The following is a 17653-nucleotide window of genomic DNA, read 5'->3' on the forward strand; positions in this document are numbered from 1 at the left end:
TGATGCGCAGCCGGTGTCACATTTATTTGGAGATTTTCTTCCGGTAGTCAGGTTCCCTGATGACACTATTGCCGCGCAACATGTATCGTACCGTGTGGGGTGTTTGTCCTTCCGCGATAACCCGGTAGCCAAGGTCAGTACCGTCTCGTATCACCTCATAACTTGTCGCACAACCACCAAAGAATCTGTTGACGACCTTCAGCTTGCCGGGAGAAATGGCTAACAGATAGGCACGCTCCTCGCCTGCACCTATCATGCAGGGAACATAGCGCGGGTTGTATTGCGCAGGACGTGACATGGTGAGAACGATGTAGTCCGTCTGCCCCTGACTAAGGAGCGTGTCGGATTGAAGGTCCAAGCTGAACTCTCCTTTGACGAGCTTGTCGATCTCGGCTGAAGAAATGACATTACTCCCAGGATCTGCTCTGATGTCGAGCAAATACACTGGCTGCGCCGAGCTACCGGCATTGGCCGCCGAACCATCGGCATGAATCAGTACATACTTCCATGGCGGATTTCCATCTTTTGATTGCTCGCGATACTGGGAAAGCCTTTTTTCGCTGAGCCTGGGGAGTTCGCTGGCAAAGGAAAACAACGGCAGTAGCAGCAAGAGAATAAAACACTTATTTCTTAACGATATGGCTCTCATAGCAAACTCGGGAAGATGTCCAAACCGAATCAACACAACGCACTTACCTTTTTTCAATATGGTCCGCATAACAGACTCCTGAATATTGCCAAGCATGTTCTTCATTCTGTCCCTCCTTCATCTTTCTATAGGTACCGTTATCTCGGTCATGTAGCTCACTTTCCGTTTTTCCGGCATTGGACTCCAGTGTCATATTCCATCCGACATTTCCCGTCTTTGAATCACAGAGGATGCTCTTCTGCCGAACCCACTTCTTCTTCCCTTCATCCCATTCGTGGTACTTTCCGCCATTCCAGCGGGTAATCGTTTCCGTATCCAGCATCTCCGCTGTGTACGAAACCGGCTTTTGTTGCTCAAAATCTCTTTTCGCCGCAGCCCGCTTCTGCCGTAGCAGCGCAATCCCGGCATCCACGTTTTCCTTCCAGCTCCATATCTGCGAATAACTCGGCATTGGGTTGGTAAGCTGCACTACGCCAAAACCGCGGTCTCCTGCCACGATGGGCTCCAGATCGTTGTTGATTACATGCTTGAACCGAGACTCCTGGTGGATCAACTTTTCCATCAGCGGTTCATTGCGTTCCCGAATATGGGCTTTGATCCGGTCCGCACCGGGCTGCTTTGCCAACACCTTTACCGTTCGGATGAATTCCTGTTGACCAACCTGAACTACTATGCGCAGCGTGCCGCCAATCACAGCGCCAATGCTTCGGGCATTCCAGTGTCTACCGTCCTGCGTGAATTTTCCCGCCCGCCTGAGATTCTTAACGGTTCTCCCTCTCTCCTTCTCGCTCAGACTGCTTACCTGCGCGCTCCAGATCATCTCCCATGTCCACACATAAGGCCCAGGCACATCGGTCGTGAATTCAAACTCCACGTCTGGAAATAATGCATCCTCATCGATATAGAATTTCTCCCCCGTCGTCGGCTTGATCCAGTCACCTGTGTCATCCCTGCGCACGATCACCTCTACGCCAGAGTCCTTCGTCCGGTTAGTCGTCGCTGCTTTCTTGTTCCCCTTGCGACTCAGCTTTTTTTTCCTCTTCCTTTGCTGCTTCTTCAGTTGCGTCATTAGTCTCATCATCTACCTCATGCAGAATCTCGATCTCCAGATTTTCTGGCCGATCAGTGTTGAAATAGGGCGTCCATCCTTGGGCATCGCTCCTTCCCTCCCAGGTCTTTCCACTGCTGCTGCGCACCTAGTACCGGACATTCTTGAGCGGACGTTTGAACTCATCGACCACCCTGAATCTCTCATTAAACCCCTCCATCCCCTCCCCATCCACCTGCGGCACCGGCATGGTCTTCCCGCCATCGAAATGCTTGACGCTAGCCCGTACCTGAAACTGCCCACGGGTGCCCAGCTCTATCCCTTCGGCGTCCAGCCGCGCATAACTGCCGCCGCCGTTGATGACGATGCGCTGGTGCGCGCTGAGGACGATCTCATCTGCGGTCTGGGTGATCTTCAGCTTGGCCAGCAGGTGAATGTTGTCCTTGAGCGCGCGCAGGTCGATGTCGCCCGCAGCAGCCACGATGCGCAAGCCCGCCTGTTCAATGAACAGGCGAATGGCCTGGCGCACACTGGCAAAGAAATTTCCGAGCGCCGACAGCGACAGGTGCCGGCCGGCAGTCACTGCGGTATCGCCAGCGCTGGCCAGGTGCGTGTCGCCGGCGCTGGTGGCGGCAATGCCGGCGGGGCTGGAGAGCACCAGAAAGGGGGCGGAAAGTTCCGGGAAGTCGCTTTGCGCTGCGGCCTCCTGGCCACCCGCACGGCCACCAATGGCGGCGTTCTGCGCCTGCAGCGCATCGACCACCTGGGCTTGCCGGGCCGCGCCGTCCTGGGCCGCGGCGCGCTCGGCCAGCTTGGCCTGGCGCTGCTGTTGCTGACGCGCACTCACCAGCCGTGCCAAGGTCTCGGCCAGTGCCTTGGCATGACCTCGGGCACGCGCGCGGGCTTCGGTGGTGATCAGCATTCCGAGTCCGGCGCGCAAGACGCCCCAGGCATCGGTGCGCAATTCCCAGCCCTGGCCGCGGGCCTCCTTGCGGCCCAGGTGGTCTTCGATGCGGTGCAGGTGGCCCAGCGATAGCGCACTGCTGGCCTGGTCGCTGTGCAATTGCGCCTGCATCTGGCCGGCGGTGTCGTCCAGGATCAGGTGGTTGCTGCGCCCCAGCGCAGCATTGCCGCCCTGATCGGTAAGCTCACGACTGCGCAGGCCACTCAAGCTGCGTTGCGCGGGCAACTCCCAGGGCGGCAGGTGGCTGCCGTTGTAGACGCTGCCGGTGATGAGCGGGCGATCCGGGTTGCCATCGAGCCACTGCACCACCACTTCCGTACCCACCCTGGGCAAGGCCAGCGCGCCCAATTGCGCGCCGGCCCAGTTGCTGGCCACGCGCACCCAGGTCGAACTGCCGCTGTCGTTCTGGCCGACGCGGTCCCAGTGGAATTGCACGCGCACGCGTCCATAGGCATCGGTATACAGCGCGGGCTGCCCAGGCAGGCCGACCACCGTCGCGGTCTGTGAACCGATGGCGTAGGGCGCGACACTATTGAAGCCGCGACCAGGGCGCCACGGATACTTGCGGCGCGTGCAGCTGAACCAGTTGCGGTAAGGCGCTGGATGGTCCTGCTCGAGATCGGGCAAATAATTATTGAGAACACGATGGCGCACGGTGAGAATGAGGAACTCATCCTGGCCTCGCTGCCTGCGCGCATCAAAGCGCGGCCGCTCGAAATGATCCAGCAAACGGAACCAGCGGCCCGGCATCAGGGTGCGGCAATTGCCCTGTCCCGCGACATGGCGCGCACGGGCTTCGATCTCCTCGATGCGCAGACGGCTTTGGGCGTCGCCATCGGCCAGGTCGCGATAACCGTATTGGCCGGTGTACTCGTAGTGTTCCAGGGCAGGCGCCAAGCCTTGCTGGTTCAGTGTGGGAATATCTATCCAGTTCGGATAGGGCGATTTGAAGTCGAAGCTACCCAGCGCCACGCTGCTAGCCACCAGCTGGCGTTGCGGCGACCAGTGATCGATGGCATCGTCCTCGATGCTGCCGGCAGCACCATGAAAACGCACGCACTCATCGCCATCGATGGCAGCCTGGTTGCGACTGTCGCTGCCGACGATGAGAGTGTGGCCGCTGGCGTCATGCTCATACCAGTAATGCCAGCCTGCCGCTTCCCAGCGCCGGCACAGGTAGTTGTGATCGGTCTCGCCGAACTGGCAGGCATCGGCCATGGCCGGATCGTTGGCACTGACCTGCCATTGCCAGCGCGCATGGGAGGGGTAGTCGGCGAAGATTTCTTCGGTCTGCTGCAGCAGGGTCCGGTCGTGGAAAATATAATGATCGCTGCGCAGCGACAGCAACCTGAACCAGGGCCCCAGTTCCGCTTCGTACACCACGATGGCGCCATCGGCGCGCTGGCGGCAAAACGCAAAGACATGGCCGGAAAAGTATCGCAAGGTGCCATCCTCACGCACCAGTTCGATGACCAGCAATTTTCCCATCACATCCTTGAGCGCTAGATGGGGATCGTCACTGATCAATTGCACGCGCAAGACGAAGTCGCGCGATAAATGTTCCTCGGCATCAAGACGTTGCACCAGCAGACGCGCCGCCAGGGCGTCCTGATGCGGAAAGCTCAGGCGCATGAAACGACGATGCTGGGATTGCTGTATCCATTGTTCGAATTGATGAAGGGAAGGACGGGACGTCTCCATGGAATCTCCTGCCTGATCGATGCCGATGCGTGCGGGATGCACGCGCAAAGGCAGGACTGTGAAGGCGATTACCAGGAAAGCGGTGGGTGGTCTGGATAAATGGCGAAAAATTAGAAAGTTAACCAGACGAAAAACTAAATATTTCTAGACAAGGCTCTCGCCTTTTGAGATATCGCACAAGATGATTCTCCAGCAATGACGCGGCCATCCACGATCTTCCGATAGAACTTTTTACGCCATTTTTACGACGGACAATTAAAGTTTTACCCGGATTAAACATAACAAAATCTAAGCTTCATGCTCCTCAACCCGTGGAGCATCCAGCATGAACCGCCGTCCCTCACTACAAGACCAACAAGATCCAGAACAACTCGTCCGCTTCACGCCGCTGGGGCAGCGCCGCCTGCGCAATGCGCAACTGGCCGGTCTGGCCACACTGGCGGCAGCCGCTGCGCTGCTGACCATTGCCGTGATCGCGCCGGCCCAGGCGCAGGAAAGCGTGGCTGCTGCACCCGCCGCCGCTGCCGCAGATACCTCTGCTTCACCGCTGCATCTCACCGGCAATATCGGCGTGGTCAGCCAGTATGTGTTCCGTGGCACCACCCAGACCAATCAGAAACCGGCCCTGCAAGGCGGCTTCGACCTGAACCATGACAACGGTCTCTATGCCGGTGTGTGGCTGTCCAACGTGAGCTGGATTTCCGATGGCAATCCAGCCGCTTCGGCCAGCCTGGAAGCCGATCTCTATGGCGGCTGGAAGCCTGCCTTGAACGACTGGCTCAGCGGCGACATCGGTGTGCTGCACTATGCCTACCCCGGCAGCTATCCGACCAACATGACCAAGCCCGATACCACCGAGCTCTACCTGGGCTTGGATGCCAAGTGGATCGCCTTCAAGTATTCCTACAGCACCGGCGATACCTTCGGCAATGCCGGTACCAGCGGCACCACCTATGCCGACCTGTCGGTGAACCATGAACTGTTTGCCGGCATCAACGGCCTGGCCCACATCGGGCGCCAGCACTATACCGGCCCCAATGCCTCCAGTCTCTCCTATACCGACTGGAAGCTGGGCCTCAGTCGCGACTACTCCGGCTACGTGCTGGGTCTGGCCTATACCGGCAGCAATGCGCCCAACGCTGGCTACATCATTCGCGGCAAGAACATCGGCGGCAACCAGTGGGTGGCGTCGATCAACAAGAGTTTCTGAGGTTTCTGAGCTGCGTTTTCCTGAAACGACAATGTGAACTGAACGTGAGAATGGGTAAGGAGGTGAGTCATCATGCGTAGCCGTCTGCACTGGAAACGTGGCGAAGATCGCCTCCACCCGCTCTCGCCGCGTCATCTGTTTTTGCGTACCGCGCAGCGGCGCCGCTATCGCTGCGTGCTGGTGGCGCTGCTGCTGTTCCTGATCTGCGCCAGCCTGGCGCCGCTCACGCAAGCGGTAGTGCCCTATCGTTCGGAGCAGGACTATGGCCCCTCGCCGCAGGCCTTGCAGCATCGCGAGGATTGCCGACGCCAGATCGGCCAGGCCATGGCCGGCAAGATAGAGAGCGAGGAGTTCGTGGCCCGCAGCGATCACGCCTATTTCCGCTACGTGGTGCGGCAAGACTTGCGGGAAGTCATGTTCATCTGCGACGCAGGCAATGGCCAGATCCGCCGCCAGATTGATCTATGGGGGGATCTTTAGGTTCATATCGCGTTAGAATCCCCTGACTACGGTTGGGCTGGACAAGCGTCAAGGCTGACGGCAAGATGCGGCATCCTCATCGCTATTGCCATCATCCGACCTGCCCATGCAAGCCGATTACAACACCATCCTGCAATGGATCTACCTGTTCAATTCCCTGGCCCTGGCGCAGCTGGCCCTGAAGCAACTGGGCCGGCGCCGCAAGGCGCGGCAACTGGAGCAGCGTTTCCGTGCCGCACAGACTGCCGAGTGGCGCAACACCACGCCTGAATTCATGACGGCCCGCCTGGGCCCGCCGCAATCCCAGCAGATACGTGAAGACGGCGCCAGCCTGTACCGTTGGCGCGGCGAGCGACACTGGCTGGAGGCAAGCTACCGCGACAATCAATGCCAAAGCGTGGACGTATCGGATCATCAGGAAGACAGCTTCCCCACCGTCAACACCTACTTCAACTGCGCGGTATTGGCGGCACTGGCCTGTGCCTGGAAATTCTCGGGGCTGGCCGAGGCGCCGGAGTTGCCGGTGGCCGCGGCGGCCAAGCAATACCTGGCCAACTTCATCGTCTTTCTGGCAGGCTCCTGGCTGCTGTCGTTCGTGCTCAAGCGCCAGCGCCTGCTGCTCAACCTGGGCTGCATCGCCATGGTGGGGCTGGCGCTGCCGCTACTGAACTGGCCGTGACCGGGCAGAACAGGCAGCAGGCAGGCGCTATTCGGCCACCACTTCGGCCACGCGATAACCGACGCCGATCTCGGTGAGGATATGCACTGGCTGGGCCGCATCGTGTTCCAGCTTCTGGCGCAGGCGCTGCATGTAGATGCGCAGGTAGTGGCCATCTTCGGCATGGGATGGGCCCCAGCCGGCCACCAGCAATTGCCGGTGCGTGATGACGCGACCGGCGTCACGCAACAGGGTCGAGAGCAGGCGGTATTCGATCTGCGTCAGGTGCAGGGCTTCGCCATTGCGACTGACGCTGCGCGCCGGCAGATCCACCACCACCTCCCCCAGACGATAGCGCCCACTGGACTGACCCGCCCCTGAGGCGCGCGCATGACGCCGCAACTGGGCGCGCATCCGCGCCAGCAGCTCGGGCATCCCGAACGGCTTGACCAGGTAATCGTCGGCGCCGGCATCGAGCGCTTCCACCTTTTCGGATTCCTGGGTGCGGGCCGAAAGGATCACGATGGGCACGCTGCTCCAGTTGCGGATTTCGCTGATGACCTGCTTGCCATCGGCGTCCGGCAGGCCGAGGTCGAGGATGATGAGGTCGGGCTTGCGGGTGCCGGCTTCGGTGACGCCCTCGCGGGCGTTTTTGGCTTCGTGCACGATGAAGCCCTCCTGTTCCAGCGCGCTCTTGACCAGCTTGCGGATGTGCGGGTCATCTTCGATGAAGACGATGTTGCCTGCGTGTTCTTGCATGGGTTGTCCTTATTCTTCCGGCAGCGCCGGTTGCGCTTCCACCGGTAGCGTGAAGCAGACCGTGGCGCCCTGCCCGGCTTCCTGCGGCGCGATCCAGATGCGGCCCTGGTGCGCCTCGACGATGGCGCGGCAGATCGCCAGACCCAGGCCGACGCCGGGGGTGGCCGATTCATTGTCGCCGCGGGTGAATTTCTCGAAAGCGTGCTGCGTCATGGCCGGCGGGAAACCCCGTCCATGGTCGATCACGCTGACCTTGACCTGGGGCGCGTCATCGATGTCTTCGACATGGGCGGCAATGGTGATGCTGCTGCCGGGCGGCGAATACTTGATGGCGTTTTCCACCAGGTTGGCCAGTACCCGTTCCAGCAGCACGGCATCGACCCGCAACAGCGGCAGGTCGGGCGCGATGCGGGTCTCGACCAGGCGCCCTTCGAGCGCCTTGGCCAATAGCCGCAAGGCCGAGCCGGTCAGTTCTTCCAGCGCGTTCCACTGGCGATTCAGGGTCACCACGCCGGCTTGCAGGCGCGCCATGTCCAGCAGGTTGTTCATCAATCCCACCATCTTCTGCGACTGTTCGCTGATGGTGCGGGCCATGGCGCGGGCGTCGTCATCGAGTCGGGCGTCGCCGGCCAGCACTTCGGCACTGCCCACCAGCGAAGTCAACGGTGTGCGCAAGTCGTGCGAGATGGCCGAGAGCAGTGAATTACGCAGGCGCTCGGACTCCATCGTCACCAGCGCATCCTGGGCGACCTCGGCATAGTGCAGGCGCTCGATGGCCATGGCGATCTGGGAGCAGAAGATTTCCAGCATCTGGCGGTTCTCGGGCAGGGCCAGTTGCGCGGCGGCCAGTTGGCGTTCTTCTTCGCTGGGCGCTTCGATGGCAAAGGCCAGCACGCCACGGGTGCGCATGGTGGCCATCAGCGGCAGGTACAGCGCCGCCGCCGATGGCAGGGTGGCCGTGCCCTTGCCGGCCGGCTGGCCGTTGTCGTAGACCCATTGCGCCACGCCGGCATCGACGCTGCGCAAGACGTGCGCGCCCCCGCTATCGGCTTGCGGTTCGGCCAGGCGCAACTGCTCGGCGCTATCAGGCAGGAAGAAGGCGATGCGGGCGCCGAACACGGCAGCCAGATGGCGGCGGCCGATTTCCAGGATCTGGTCCAGCGTGAGCAAGGCCGACAATTCCTTGCCCAGCATGTAGAGATTGGCCGCGCGCGCCTCGCGCTGCATGGCCACGCTGGCCTGGCGGCGCAGGCGGGCGGTGAGCGAGCTGATAAACAGCGACACCGCCAGCATCACCGCCAGGGTGAGCAGATACTGGGCGTCCGACACCGAGATGGAAAAGCGCGGATCGACGAAGAAGAAATCGAAGGACAGCACCGACAGTACCGACACCAGGATCGAGGCGGCACGGCCATAGCGCATCGCCACCAGCATCACGCCCACCAGGTAGAGCATGATGACGTTGGCCGGATGCAGCTTGCCATCCAGCACGAAGGCCAGGGTCGTGGTGGCGGCGCAACTGGCCACCGCCCACAGGCTGCCACGGGTGCGGCGGCGCCGGGTCAGCAGCGCTTCGGCGGCGCTGGCGGCACTGTCCATGCTGCGCTCTTCTTGATGTTCGCGGGTGCGGCTGCGGGCAATCGTGTAGAGGTCGATCTCGCCGCCGGCACTGGCAATGCGCTGCGAGAGCGAACCGCGCGGCCAGCGCAACAGACGCCGCAGGCCGCCCTCTTCCTGCCCGATCACCAGCTTGCCGGCATTGCGACTGCGGGCAAATTGCAGCAGCGCAGCCGACAATTGCTCGCCGCTGATGCTGGCCGTCTCGGCGCCCAGTGATTGCGCCAGTTTCAGGTAAGCCACCACGCGCTCGCGTTCGTTCATGCTCTGGCGCTGGCGCGGCAGGTCCACATGCACGGCCAGCCATTCGGCCTGCAGCTTGGCGGCCAGGCGCGCGCCTTCGCGGATCAGGCGTTCTTCGCCGGCGCCGCTGCCCACGGCCACCACGATGCGTTCGCGCGCCTGCCACAACTGGGCGATGGACCGGTCGGCACGATATTGCCGCATATCGGCATCGACCCGGTCGGCGGTGCGGCGCAGGGCGATTTCACGCAGCGCGATCAGGTTGCCCTTGCGGAAGAAATTGCGCCCGGCCTTCTCGGCTTGCTGCGGCAGGTAGACCTTGCCCTGTTGCAGGCGCGTGAGCAATTCGTCGGGCGGGATGTCGACCAGCATGACATCGTCGGCTTCATCGAAGACATGGTCGGGCACGGTCTCGAAGACGCGGATGCCGGTGATCTGTCCCACCACGTCATTGAGGCTTTCGATGTGCTGCACATTGAGCGTAGTGTAGACATCGATGCCGGCGCGCAGCAGTTCGTCGATGTCTTGCCAGCGCTTGGCATGGCGCGAGCCGGGCACGTTGGAGTGCGCCAGTTCATCCACCAGGATCACGCCGGGCTTGCGCTCCAGGGCGGCATCCAGATCGAACTCGGGCAGTTGACGATTGCGGTAAGGCACCAGGCGCATGGGCAGGCGCACGATGCCGGCCAGTTGCGCCTCGGTCTCGGCGCGGCCATGGGTCTCGACCACGCCGGCCAGCACGTCCACCCCTTGCGCGCCCAAGGCCTGGGCCGCTTCCAGCATGGCGAAGGTCTTGCCCACACCGGCCGAAAAGCCGAAGAAGATCTTCAGGCGGCCACGCGCCTGGCGTTCTTCGTCACGCATCACACGTTCCAGCAGGTCGTCGGGATCGGGGCGAGTGTTCATATAGGGGATATCAGAATTGAAGCATTGTAGTGGCAAAAAGCCGGTGGCACGCGTTGTGCGCGCCACCGGCCATCAGACCAAGGTAAAGGGGGGCTTACTTGGGCTGTGCCGTCTTGGGCAAGGGCGCGGCCGCATCCAGCGCCAGGTTCAGCTTGAGCACATTGACGCGCGGCTCACCGAACAGGCCCCATTGCGGGCTCTCGCTGTTGCTGCGGATCAGCGAGCGCACCTGTGCCACGCTCAGGCCACGGGCACGGGCTACTCGTGCTGCCTGATACTCGGCGGCGGCCGGGCTGATCTGGGGGTCCAGGCCGCTGGCCGAGGCGGTCAGCAGGTCGATGGGGATGGCTGCCTTGTTGTCGGGATCGGCTTCTTGCAAGGCCTTGGCGCGATCTTCTGCGGCTTGCTTCAGGGCCGGATTGGTCGGGCCCAGGTTGCTGCCGCCGGAAGACATGCCGTTATTGGGGAAGGTACCGGCGGCCGACGGCCGGCCCCAGAAATAGGCCGGGCTGGTGAAGTTCTGGCCGATCAATTCCGAGCCGACCAGTTGGCCCTGGCGTTCGATCAGGCTGCCATTGGCCTGCTGCGGAAAGAAGGCCTGGGCCAGGCCGGTCACCAGCAAGGGATACAGGCCGCCCAGCAACACGCCCAGCAGGATGAAGAGCGTGATGGCAGGCCGCAGCGGATGGGAAGTCGAGGTTTTCATGAGGCTATCCTTGATGTGCTCAAACAGGTTCAGACCAGGCCGAAGGCGGCCAGCAGCATGTCGATCAGCTTGATGCCCACGAACGGCACCAACAGACCACCCACGCCATAGATCAGCAGGTTGCGACGCAGCAGCACGGCCGCACCCAGGGCGCGGTAGCGCACTCCGCGCAGGGCCAGGGGAATCAGGGCCACGATCACCAGCGCATTGAAGATCACCGCCGACATGATGGCCGACTCGGGGCTGGCCAGGCGCATCACGTTCAGGGCACCCAACTGCGGATAGTTGGCCACGAACATGGCGGGGATGATGGCGAAGTACTTGGCCACGTCATTGGCAATGCTGAAGGTAGTGAGGCTGCCGCGGGTCATCAGCATCTGCTTGCCGATCTCGACGATCTCGATCAGCTTGGTCGGATTGGAATCAAGATCGACCATGTTGCCGGCTTCCTTGGCGGCCTGGGTACCACTGTTCATGGCCACGGCCACATCGGCCTGGGCCAGTGCCGGTGCATCGTTGGTGCCGTCGCCGGTCATCGCCACCAGCTTGCCTTCGGCCTGGTGCTGACGGATCAGGGCCAGCTTCTGCTCGGGCGTGGCTTCGGCCAGGAAGTCGTCGACGCCGGCTTCAGCGGCAATGGCCGCTGCGGTCAGGCGGTTGTCGCCGGTGATCATGATGGTCTTGATACCCATGCGGCGCAGCTCACCGAAACGCTCCTTGATGCCACCCTTGACGATGTCCTTCAACTCCACCGTACCGAGGATGCGGATCGGTGCGCCCTGATGGATGACGGCGGCTTCATTGTTCCATTCGATCACCACCAGCGGCGTGCCGCCTCGGCGGGCGATGGCTTCGACGTCGCTTTCCACCTGGGCCGGCAGGCGCTGGTCGGCTGAACGCACCAGCTTGCGGATGGCGTCGGCAGCGCCCTTGCGGATGCGGCGATGGCCGATATCGATGCCGGAGACGCGGGTCTGGGCCGAGAAGGGAATGAATTCGGCGCCCAGTCCGGCCATCTCGCGTTCGCGCAGGTTGAAGCGGTTCTTGGCCAGCACCACGATGCTGCGGCCTTCCGGGGTTTCGTCAGCCAACGAGGCCAGTTGCGCGACATCGGCCAGCTCGCGCTCGGTCACACCAGGGGCCGGCATGAAGGCGGCAGCTTGGCGGTTACCCAGGGTGATGGTGCCGGTCTTGTCCAGCAGCAGCACGTCGACGTCGCCAGCGGCTTCCACGGCACGACCGGAGGTGGCGATCACGTTGGCCTGCATCATGCGGCTCATGCCGGCCACGCCGATGGCCGAGAGCAGGCCGCCGATGGTGGTCGGGATCAGGCACACCAGCAAGGCGATCAGGGCCGTGACGGTGACCGGCGAGCCGGTACCGGCAGCAGTGACCGAGAAGATCGAGAACGGCAGCAGGGTCACCGTCACCAGCAGGAACACCAACGTCAGGGCCACCAGCAGCAGGGTCAGAGCCAGTTCATTGGGGGTCTTCTGGCGACGCGCACCTTCGACCATGGCGATCATGCGGTCCAGGAAGGCTTCGCCGGGGTTGACCGAGACGCGCACCACGATCCAGTCCGACAGCACCCGCGTGCCGCCGGTGACAGCCGAGAAGTCGCCACCGGACTCGCGGATCACCGGTGCCGATTCCCCGGTGATGGCACTCTCATCGACGGTGGCCACGCCTTCGATGACGTCGCCATCGGCCGGCACCGTATCGCCGGCTTCGATGAACACCAGGTCACCCTTGCGCAGGCTGCCGCCCTCCACCACTTCGCATTGGCGTGCAGCGTTGGCCGCATCCATGCCGCGGGTGTAATCGGCGCTGCGCAGCTTCTTGGCCTGCACGCTCTTCTTGACGCCGCGCAGGGCCGCAGCCTGGGCCTTGCTACGGCCTTCGGCCAGGGCTTCGGCGAAGTTGGCAAACAGCACCGTGAACCACAGCCAGGCGGCAATGGCGAAGATGAAGCCAGCCGGTGCTTCGCCCTTGCCCACCAGGGCTTGGATGAACAGCAGCGTGGTCAGGATGCTGCCCAGGTAGACCACGAACATCACCGGGTTGCGCCACTGCACGCGCGGCGAGAGCTTGCGGAAAGAGTCGGCTAGGGCCGGCTTGACGATCTTGGGATCGAACATCCAGCGCGCAGTCTGCGCAGCGGACGGGATGGCATCGGCCGGTACGGCTTGGGTGCTGCCGGCCGGGGTATTGCTGGAAGAGTTCTTCATATGGGTATCCGTTGCGGGTTGCTCCACCAGGCGCTGCGCCTGGTGGAATCCTTCAAATCATTCACATCGCCATCATCTGCAGGTGTTCCACCACCGGTCCCAGCGCCAGCGCCGGAACGTAGGTCAAGGCACCCACCAGGATCACCGCGCCGATCAGCAGCGCCACGAACAGCGGACCATGCGTGGGCAGGGTGCCGGAGGTGGCGGCCAGGCGCTTCTTGGCGGCCAGCGAACCGGCCATGGCCAGCACCGGCACGATGATGCCGAAGCGGCCCAGCCAGGTGCACAGGCCGGTGGTGATGTTGTAGTACGGCGTATTGGCGGACAGTCCGGCAAAGGCGCTGCCATTGTTGTTGGCGGCCGAGCTGAAGGCGTACAGGATCTCCGAGAAGCCGTGTGCGCCGGGGTTGGCGATGCCGGCCAGCCCCCCTTCGACCATCACCGACAGGGCGGTAAAGATCAGTACCAGGGCCGGGGTCATCAGGATGGCGATGGACATCATCTTCATGTCGAACACGCCGATCTTCTTGCCCAGGTATTCCGGGGTGCGACCGATCATGAGACCGGCGATGAACACCGCCAGCACCGCGAAGATCAACATGCCATACAAGCCCGAACCGACGCCACCGAACACCACCTCGCCCAGTTGCATCTGCAGCATCGGCACCAGACCACCCAGCGGCGAGAGCGAGTCATGCATGGCATTGACCGCACCGCAGGAGGCAGCCGTGGTGATGGAGGCAAACAACGCCGAGGCCGGGATGCCGAAGCGGGTTTCCTTGCCTTCCATCATGCTGGGGCCGGAAGCGTGCAGCGAGGCCAGCATGGGATTGGGTTGCGACTCCGAGTACATCAACACCAGCGTCATCACCACGAACAGCAGTGTCATCGAGGCCAGGATGGCCCAGCCTTGGCGACGGTCGCCCACCAGCACGCCGAAGCTGGTGCACAGTGCGGCCGGGATGATGAGGATGGCCAGCATCTGCAAGAAGTTGGACAGCGGCGTCGGGTTCTCATAGGGGTGCGCCGAGTTGGCGTTGAAGAAACCGCCGCCATTGGTGCCGATCATCTTGATGGCTTCCTGCGAGGCCACTGGGCCCATGGGCAGGGTCTGCTTATCCGTGCTTTGGGCTTCGGTCAGCGGCTCGCCCTTGGCGTCCTTGAGCGGCTGGCCGGCTGCGTCCAGCTTGGGGATGGTGTAGTTGGTCACTTCCAGGGTCTTCACGTCCTGGTAGGCATGGAAGTTCTGGATGCTGCCCTGCTGCACCAGCACCAGCGCGAACACCACCGACAAGGGCAGCAGCACATAGAGGATGCTGCGCGTCATGTCCACCCAGAAGTTGCCGATACCCTTGCTGCTGTGGCGGGCAAAGCCGCGAATCAAGGCAAAGGCAATGGCGATACCGGTGGCCGCCGACAGGAAGTTCTGCACCGCCAGCGCTGCCATCTGGGTCAGGTAGCTCATGGTGGCTTCGCCCGTGTAACCCTGCCAATCAGTATTGGTGACGAAGCTCAAGGCCGTGTTGAAGGACGAATCGGGGCTGACGTTGGCAAAGGCCTGCGGGTTCAACGGCAGCCATAGCTGCACGCGCTGCAGGAGGTAGACCACCACTACGCCGATGAAGTTGAACAGCACCACGGCAATGGCGTACTGCTTCCAGTTCATCTCCTGCTCACCATCGATGCCGCTGATGCGATAGAAGATGCGTTCGATACCGCCGAAGAGGCGATTGAAGCGCGACTTGCCTTCCATCACCCGGGCCATGTACCAGCCCAGCGGCAGGGAGAGCAGCAGCAGCACGACCAGGTAGAGGCCGAGCTGGTAATAATTATTGCTGTCCATATCAGAAATCCTCCGGCTTGATCAGGGCATAGACCAGGTACAGCAAGAGGGCGATGGAGACCACCAGCCCCAGCAGATACATGAGGTTCATTTCTTATCCCCTTCTTGCCGTTCCAGACGGCTGCACAGGGCGATGAATGCCCACATCGAAATGCCACAGACCAGCAGCATGACTACGTAGAGAAAATCCGTTTGCCACATTTCCCACTCCATTGTTGACGTTGTCTGACTCCGTTCCGGGGTCGGAGGCGGAGACAGTGCAACGATAGAGAAAGGGGCATTAAATCCCGGTAAATGTTTGCGGCGAGGGTGTAAACAGGATGTAAACGAGACGTAACGACTCGTGCAATCGGGAGGTAGGAGAAACCGGAGAAGATCGCAGGCGCGTTCGCCCCCGCTGGCTTATACGTCGGTGGGGCGGCCCAGTTCGACGCGGTTCTTGCCCAGGCGCTTGGCCGTATACATGGCCTTGTCGGCCATCGAGAGCAATTCTTCGGGGCCGACTTCGCCATCCAGGTTGGGCTGGTAGACGGCCACGCCGATGCTGCTGGAGATATGCACCGTGGAGTGGGTCAGTTCGAAGGGTTCACGGATGGTGGCCAGGATCTTTTCGGCCACCATCACCGCGTCTTCCTGCGATTGCAGGTTTTCCAGGATCACCACGAATTCGTCGCCGGCCAGGCGCGCCACCGTATCGACGTCGCGCACCGAGCGTTGCAGGCGGCGCGCAAACTCCACCAGCAGTTCGTCACCGGCCTCGTGGCCGTAGCGGTCATTGACGCCCTTGAAACCGTCGATATCCATGAAGAACAGGGACAGCAACTGATCGGCGCGGCGCGCGCGCATCATGCCCTCGGGCAGGCGGTCGCTGAAGGCGCGGCGGTTGGGCAGGCTGGTGAGCACGTCGGTGAGGGCCAGCTCGCGCATCTGGTCGCGGAAGGCCAGGCGCTCGGTGATGTCGTGCAGGAAGGCGATGAACAGGTGGCCGCTCTGGCGCTTGACGTGACCCACCGTGATCTCGACGGGCAGCTCGTGGCCGTCATGATGCAAGGCTTGCAGCTCGATGCGATTGTTGATGAGCACGCTGGTGCCATCCTTGAGGAACTGCGCCATGCCGCGATTGTGGGCCGCGCGCAGGTCGGGCGGGATGATCAACTCGGCCATGTCGCGCCCCATCGCCTGGTCACGCGGCCAGCCCAGCAGCAGCTCGGCCTGGCGGTTCCATTCCACCACGCGACCATGTTCGTCGGCGGCGATGAAGGCGTCCTGAGCGTTTTCCAGGATGGCGCGCAGTTCGGCGGCGGTTTCTTCGAGCTGGAGCTGGTTGTCCTGTTGCTGGTCCAACGCTTGCTGCAAGGCCGTGGCAGTTTCGTGCAGGCGGCTGGTGCGCTCGGCCACGCGCTGCTCCAGGCTTTCGTTGAGTGAGCGCACTTCGCTCAGATAACGTTCTTCGCGCTCGACCATGTTGACCAGGGTGGAGGACAGCAACTGGATTTCACGATAGCTGTTGACCTGCGGGATGGCGACCTCGGCCTGACCGGCGGCGCGTTGCTCCAAGGCTGCCGACAAGGCATTGATGGGCGCCACCAGACGCCGCGTGAGCACGAAGGCCAGGATCACCAGCGCCACGCAGGACAGCGCGCCGACCAGGATCACGCGCCGCTCCAGGTCGCGGAAGGCGGCCAGCGCCACCACCTCGGGCTGGCGCACGATCACGCTCCATTGTAGCTTCATGCCACCGGTGCTGCCGGTGCGGGCATAGCCGCTGACGTAGCGCTGGCCATCGGGCCAGGTCTCGATCATCGACCCGCCATTGGTGGCCTTCAACGAGGCACGCCAGCTGGCGGTGTCGATCTTGCTTTCTTCCATGCTCTTGGGGCCGAGGATGACGGTGCCGTCGCTGCGCACGATGATGACCTCGACGTCATAGCGGTTGCTGGTCGGCGCCAGCAGCTTGCCCGCGATGTCGCGCGCCCAGGACCAGGACAGGTGCATACCGAGCACACCGATAAAGCGGCCCTGCAGGTCATGCACGGGGGCCGAGAGGTCGACGAAACGCCAGGGATTGGATTGCGGCGGTAGTTGGTGCGACAGCAGCACGGCCGGATGGTAGTCGCCAGCGTAGGGGCCCTTGCGGCCTTCCTGGAACCACGGTCGCTCGGCCACGCTGGCGCCTTCCAGCCAGCCCTGGCTGGCTACCATGATGGAACCGTCGGGGCGCGCCAGGCCGATCCAGGCATAGTGCGGCACGCTGGCCTGCAATTCGTCCAATATCCGGCGGATGAGTGACAAGTCATGTCCATTGCGGATCGAGGGCCGCGACACCAGTTGCCGCAGGTCGATTTCGCGCTCGCTCATGCCGCGCTCCAGCGCATCCTGCATCTGCCAGGCCAACTGCTTCATGCGCGTTTCGCTTTCCGAACGCGCATAACCACGGGTGAACTGATCCACCAGGAGCAGCACCGACACGGTCGTGATGAGCACGGTTATAACCACCCCCAGCGTAATCAACGACGACAGATTCGGCGGAGATGGGGCTTTATTGTTGTTCAATTGAGACAAGATGCTGCAATACGGCTGGATGCATGACGGCTCCCCTGTGAACCGCGGAGAACACATTCAATCAACAGACTTGCGTGCT

At 62.3% G+C, this 17653-nt stretch carries 13 protein-coding genes; 3 read left to right on the forward strand and 10 right to left on the reverse strand.

Going from position 1 to position 17653, the window contains the following annotated elements:
* Window positions 1-22 precede the first annotated feature (22 nt).
* From RC54_RS19920 to RC54_RS19930, 3 genes are all read right to left on the reverse strand, one after another.
* Window positions 23-754, reverse strand: a complete 732-nt coding sequence (locus RC54_RS19920; RefSeq protein WP_231738775.1) for a hypothetical protein — start codon at window positions 752-754, stop codon at window positions 23-25.
* Entirely contained in the window at window positions 693-1718 is a 1026-nt protein-coding gene (locus tag RC54_RS19925) for a hypothetical protein (RefSeq protein ID WP_061788670.1), read from the reverse strand. Before RC54_RS19925 ends, RC54_RS19920 begins: the two co-directional genes overlap by 62 nt.
* A gap of 127 nt (window positions 1719-1845) precedes the next feature.
* Window positions 1846-4362 carry a type VI secretion system Vgr family protein gene (locus RC54_RS19930; RefSeq protein WP_061788669.1) on the reverse strand — a complete coding sequence of 839 codons (2517 nt, stop codon included), beginning with the start codon at window positions 4360-4362 and terminating at the stop codon, window positions 1846-1848.
* 325 nt (window positions 4363-4687) lie between these two features.
* Here RC54_RS19930 and RC54_RS19935 point away from each other — a divergent pair, with 325 nt between their 5' ends.
* From RC54_RS19935 to RC54_RS19945, 3 genes are all read left to right on the forward strand, one after another.
* Complete coding sequence (locus RC54_RS19935) at window positions 4688-5572, forward strand: TorF family putative porin (protein WP_061788668.1); 885 nt, start codon at window positions 4688-4690, stop codon at window positions 5570-5572.
* A gap of 72 nt (window positions 5573-5644) precedes the next feature.
* Window positions 5645-6052, forward strand: a complete 408-nt coding sequence (locus RC54_RS19940) for a hypothetical protein (protein ID WP_058896623.1) — start codon at window positions 5645-5647, stop codon at window positions 6050-6052.
* A gap of 106 nt (window positions 6053-6158) precedes the next feature.
* Window positions 6159-6731, forward strand: a complete 573-nt coding sequence (locus tag RC54_RS19945) for a hypothetical protein (RefSeq protein ID WP_058896624.1) — start codon at window positions 6159-6161, stop codon at window positions 6729-6731.
* Between the two features lie 27 nt (window positions 6732-6758).
* Here RC54_RS19945 and RC54_RS19950 read toward each other — a convergent pair whose 3' ends face one another.
* The 7 genes from RC54_RS19950 to RC54_RS19980 form a co-directional block, all read right to left on the reverse strand.
* On the reverse strand, window positions 6759-7469 hold the full coding sequence (locus tag RC54_RS19950; RefSeq protein ID WP_058896625.1) for a response regulator: 711 nt from the start codon (window positions 7467-7469) through the stop codon (window positions 6759-6761).
* Between the two features lie 9 nt (window positions 7470-7478).
* A complete protein-coding gene (locus RC54_RS19955; RefSeq protein WP_061788667.1) occupies window positions 7479-10235 on the reverse strand; it encodes a sensor histidine kinase in 2757 nt (918 codons plus the stop codon).
* Between the two features lie 94 nt (window positions 10236-10329).
* Window positions 10330-10941: a potassium-transporting ATPase subunit KdpC gene (gene kdpC, locus RC54_RS19960; RefSeq protein ID WP_044529355.1), complete on the reverse strand. Its 612-nt coding sequence runs from the start codon at window positions 10939-10941 to the stop codon at window positions 10330-10332.
* Between the two features lie 29 nt (window positions 10942-10970).
* Window positions 10971-13169, reverse strand: a complete 2199-nt coding sequence (gene kdpB, locus RC54_RS19965; protein ID WP_058896627.1) for a potassium-transporting ATPase subunit KdpB — start codon at window positions 13167-13169, stop codon at window positions 10971-10973.
* A gap of 61 nt (window positions 13170-13230) precedes the next feature.
* Window positions 13231-15012, reverse strand: coding sequence for a potassium-transporting ATPase subunit KdpA (gene kdpA, locus RC54_RS19970; RefSeq protein WP_061788666.1), 1782 nt, complete (start codon window positions 15010-15012; stop codon window positions 13231-13233).
* Between the two features lies 1 nt (window position 15013).
* The gene (gene kdpF / locus RC54_RS19975) at window positions 15014-15103 is read right to left on the reverse strand and encodes a K(+)-transporting ATPase subunit F (protein WP_017452361.1); all 90 of its coding nucleotides are present in this window, start codon (window positions 15101-15103) and stop codon (window positions 15014-15016) included.
* Between the two features lie 311 nt (window positions 15104-15414).
* Window positions 15415-17631 (reverse strand): diguanylate cyclase domain-containing protein, encoded by a 2217-nt coding sequence (locus tag RC54_RS19980; protein ID WP_061788665.1) that lies wholly within the window; start codon window positions 17629-17631, stop codon window positions 15415-15417.
* Window positions 17632-17653 lie beyond the last annotated feature (22 nt).

Source organism: Herbaspirillum rubrisubalbicans (assembly GCF_003719195.1).
Classification (GTDB): domain Bacteria; phylum Pseudomonadota; class Gammaproteobacteria; order Burkholderiales; family Burkholderiaceae_D; genus Herbaspirillum; species Herbaspirillum rubrisubalbicans.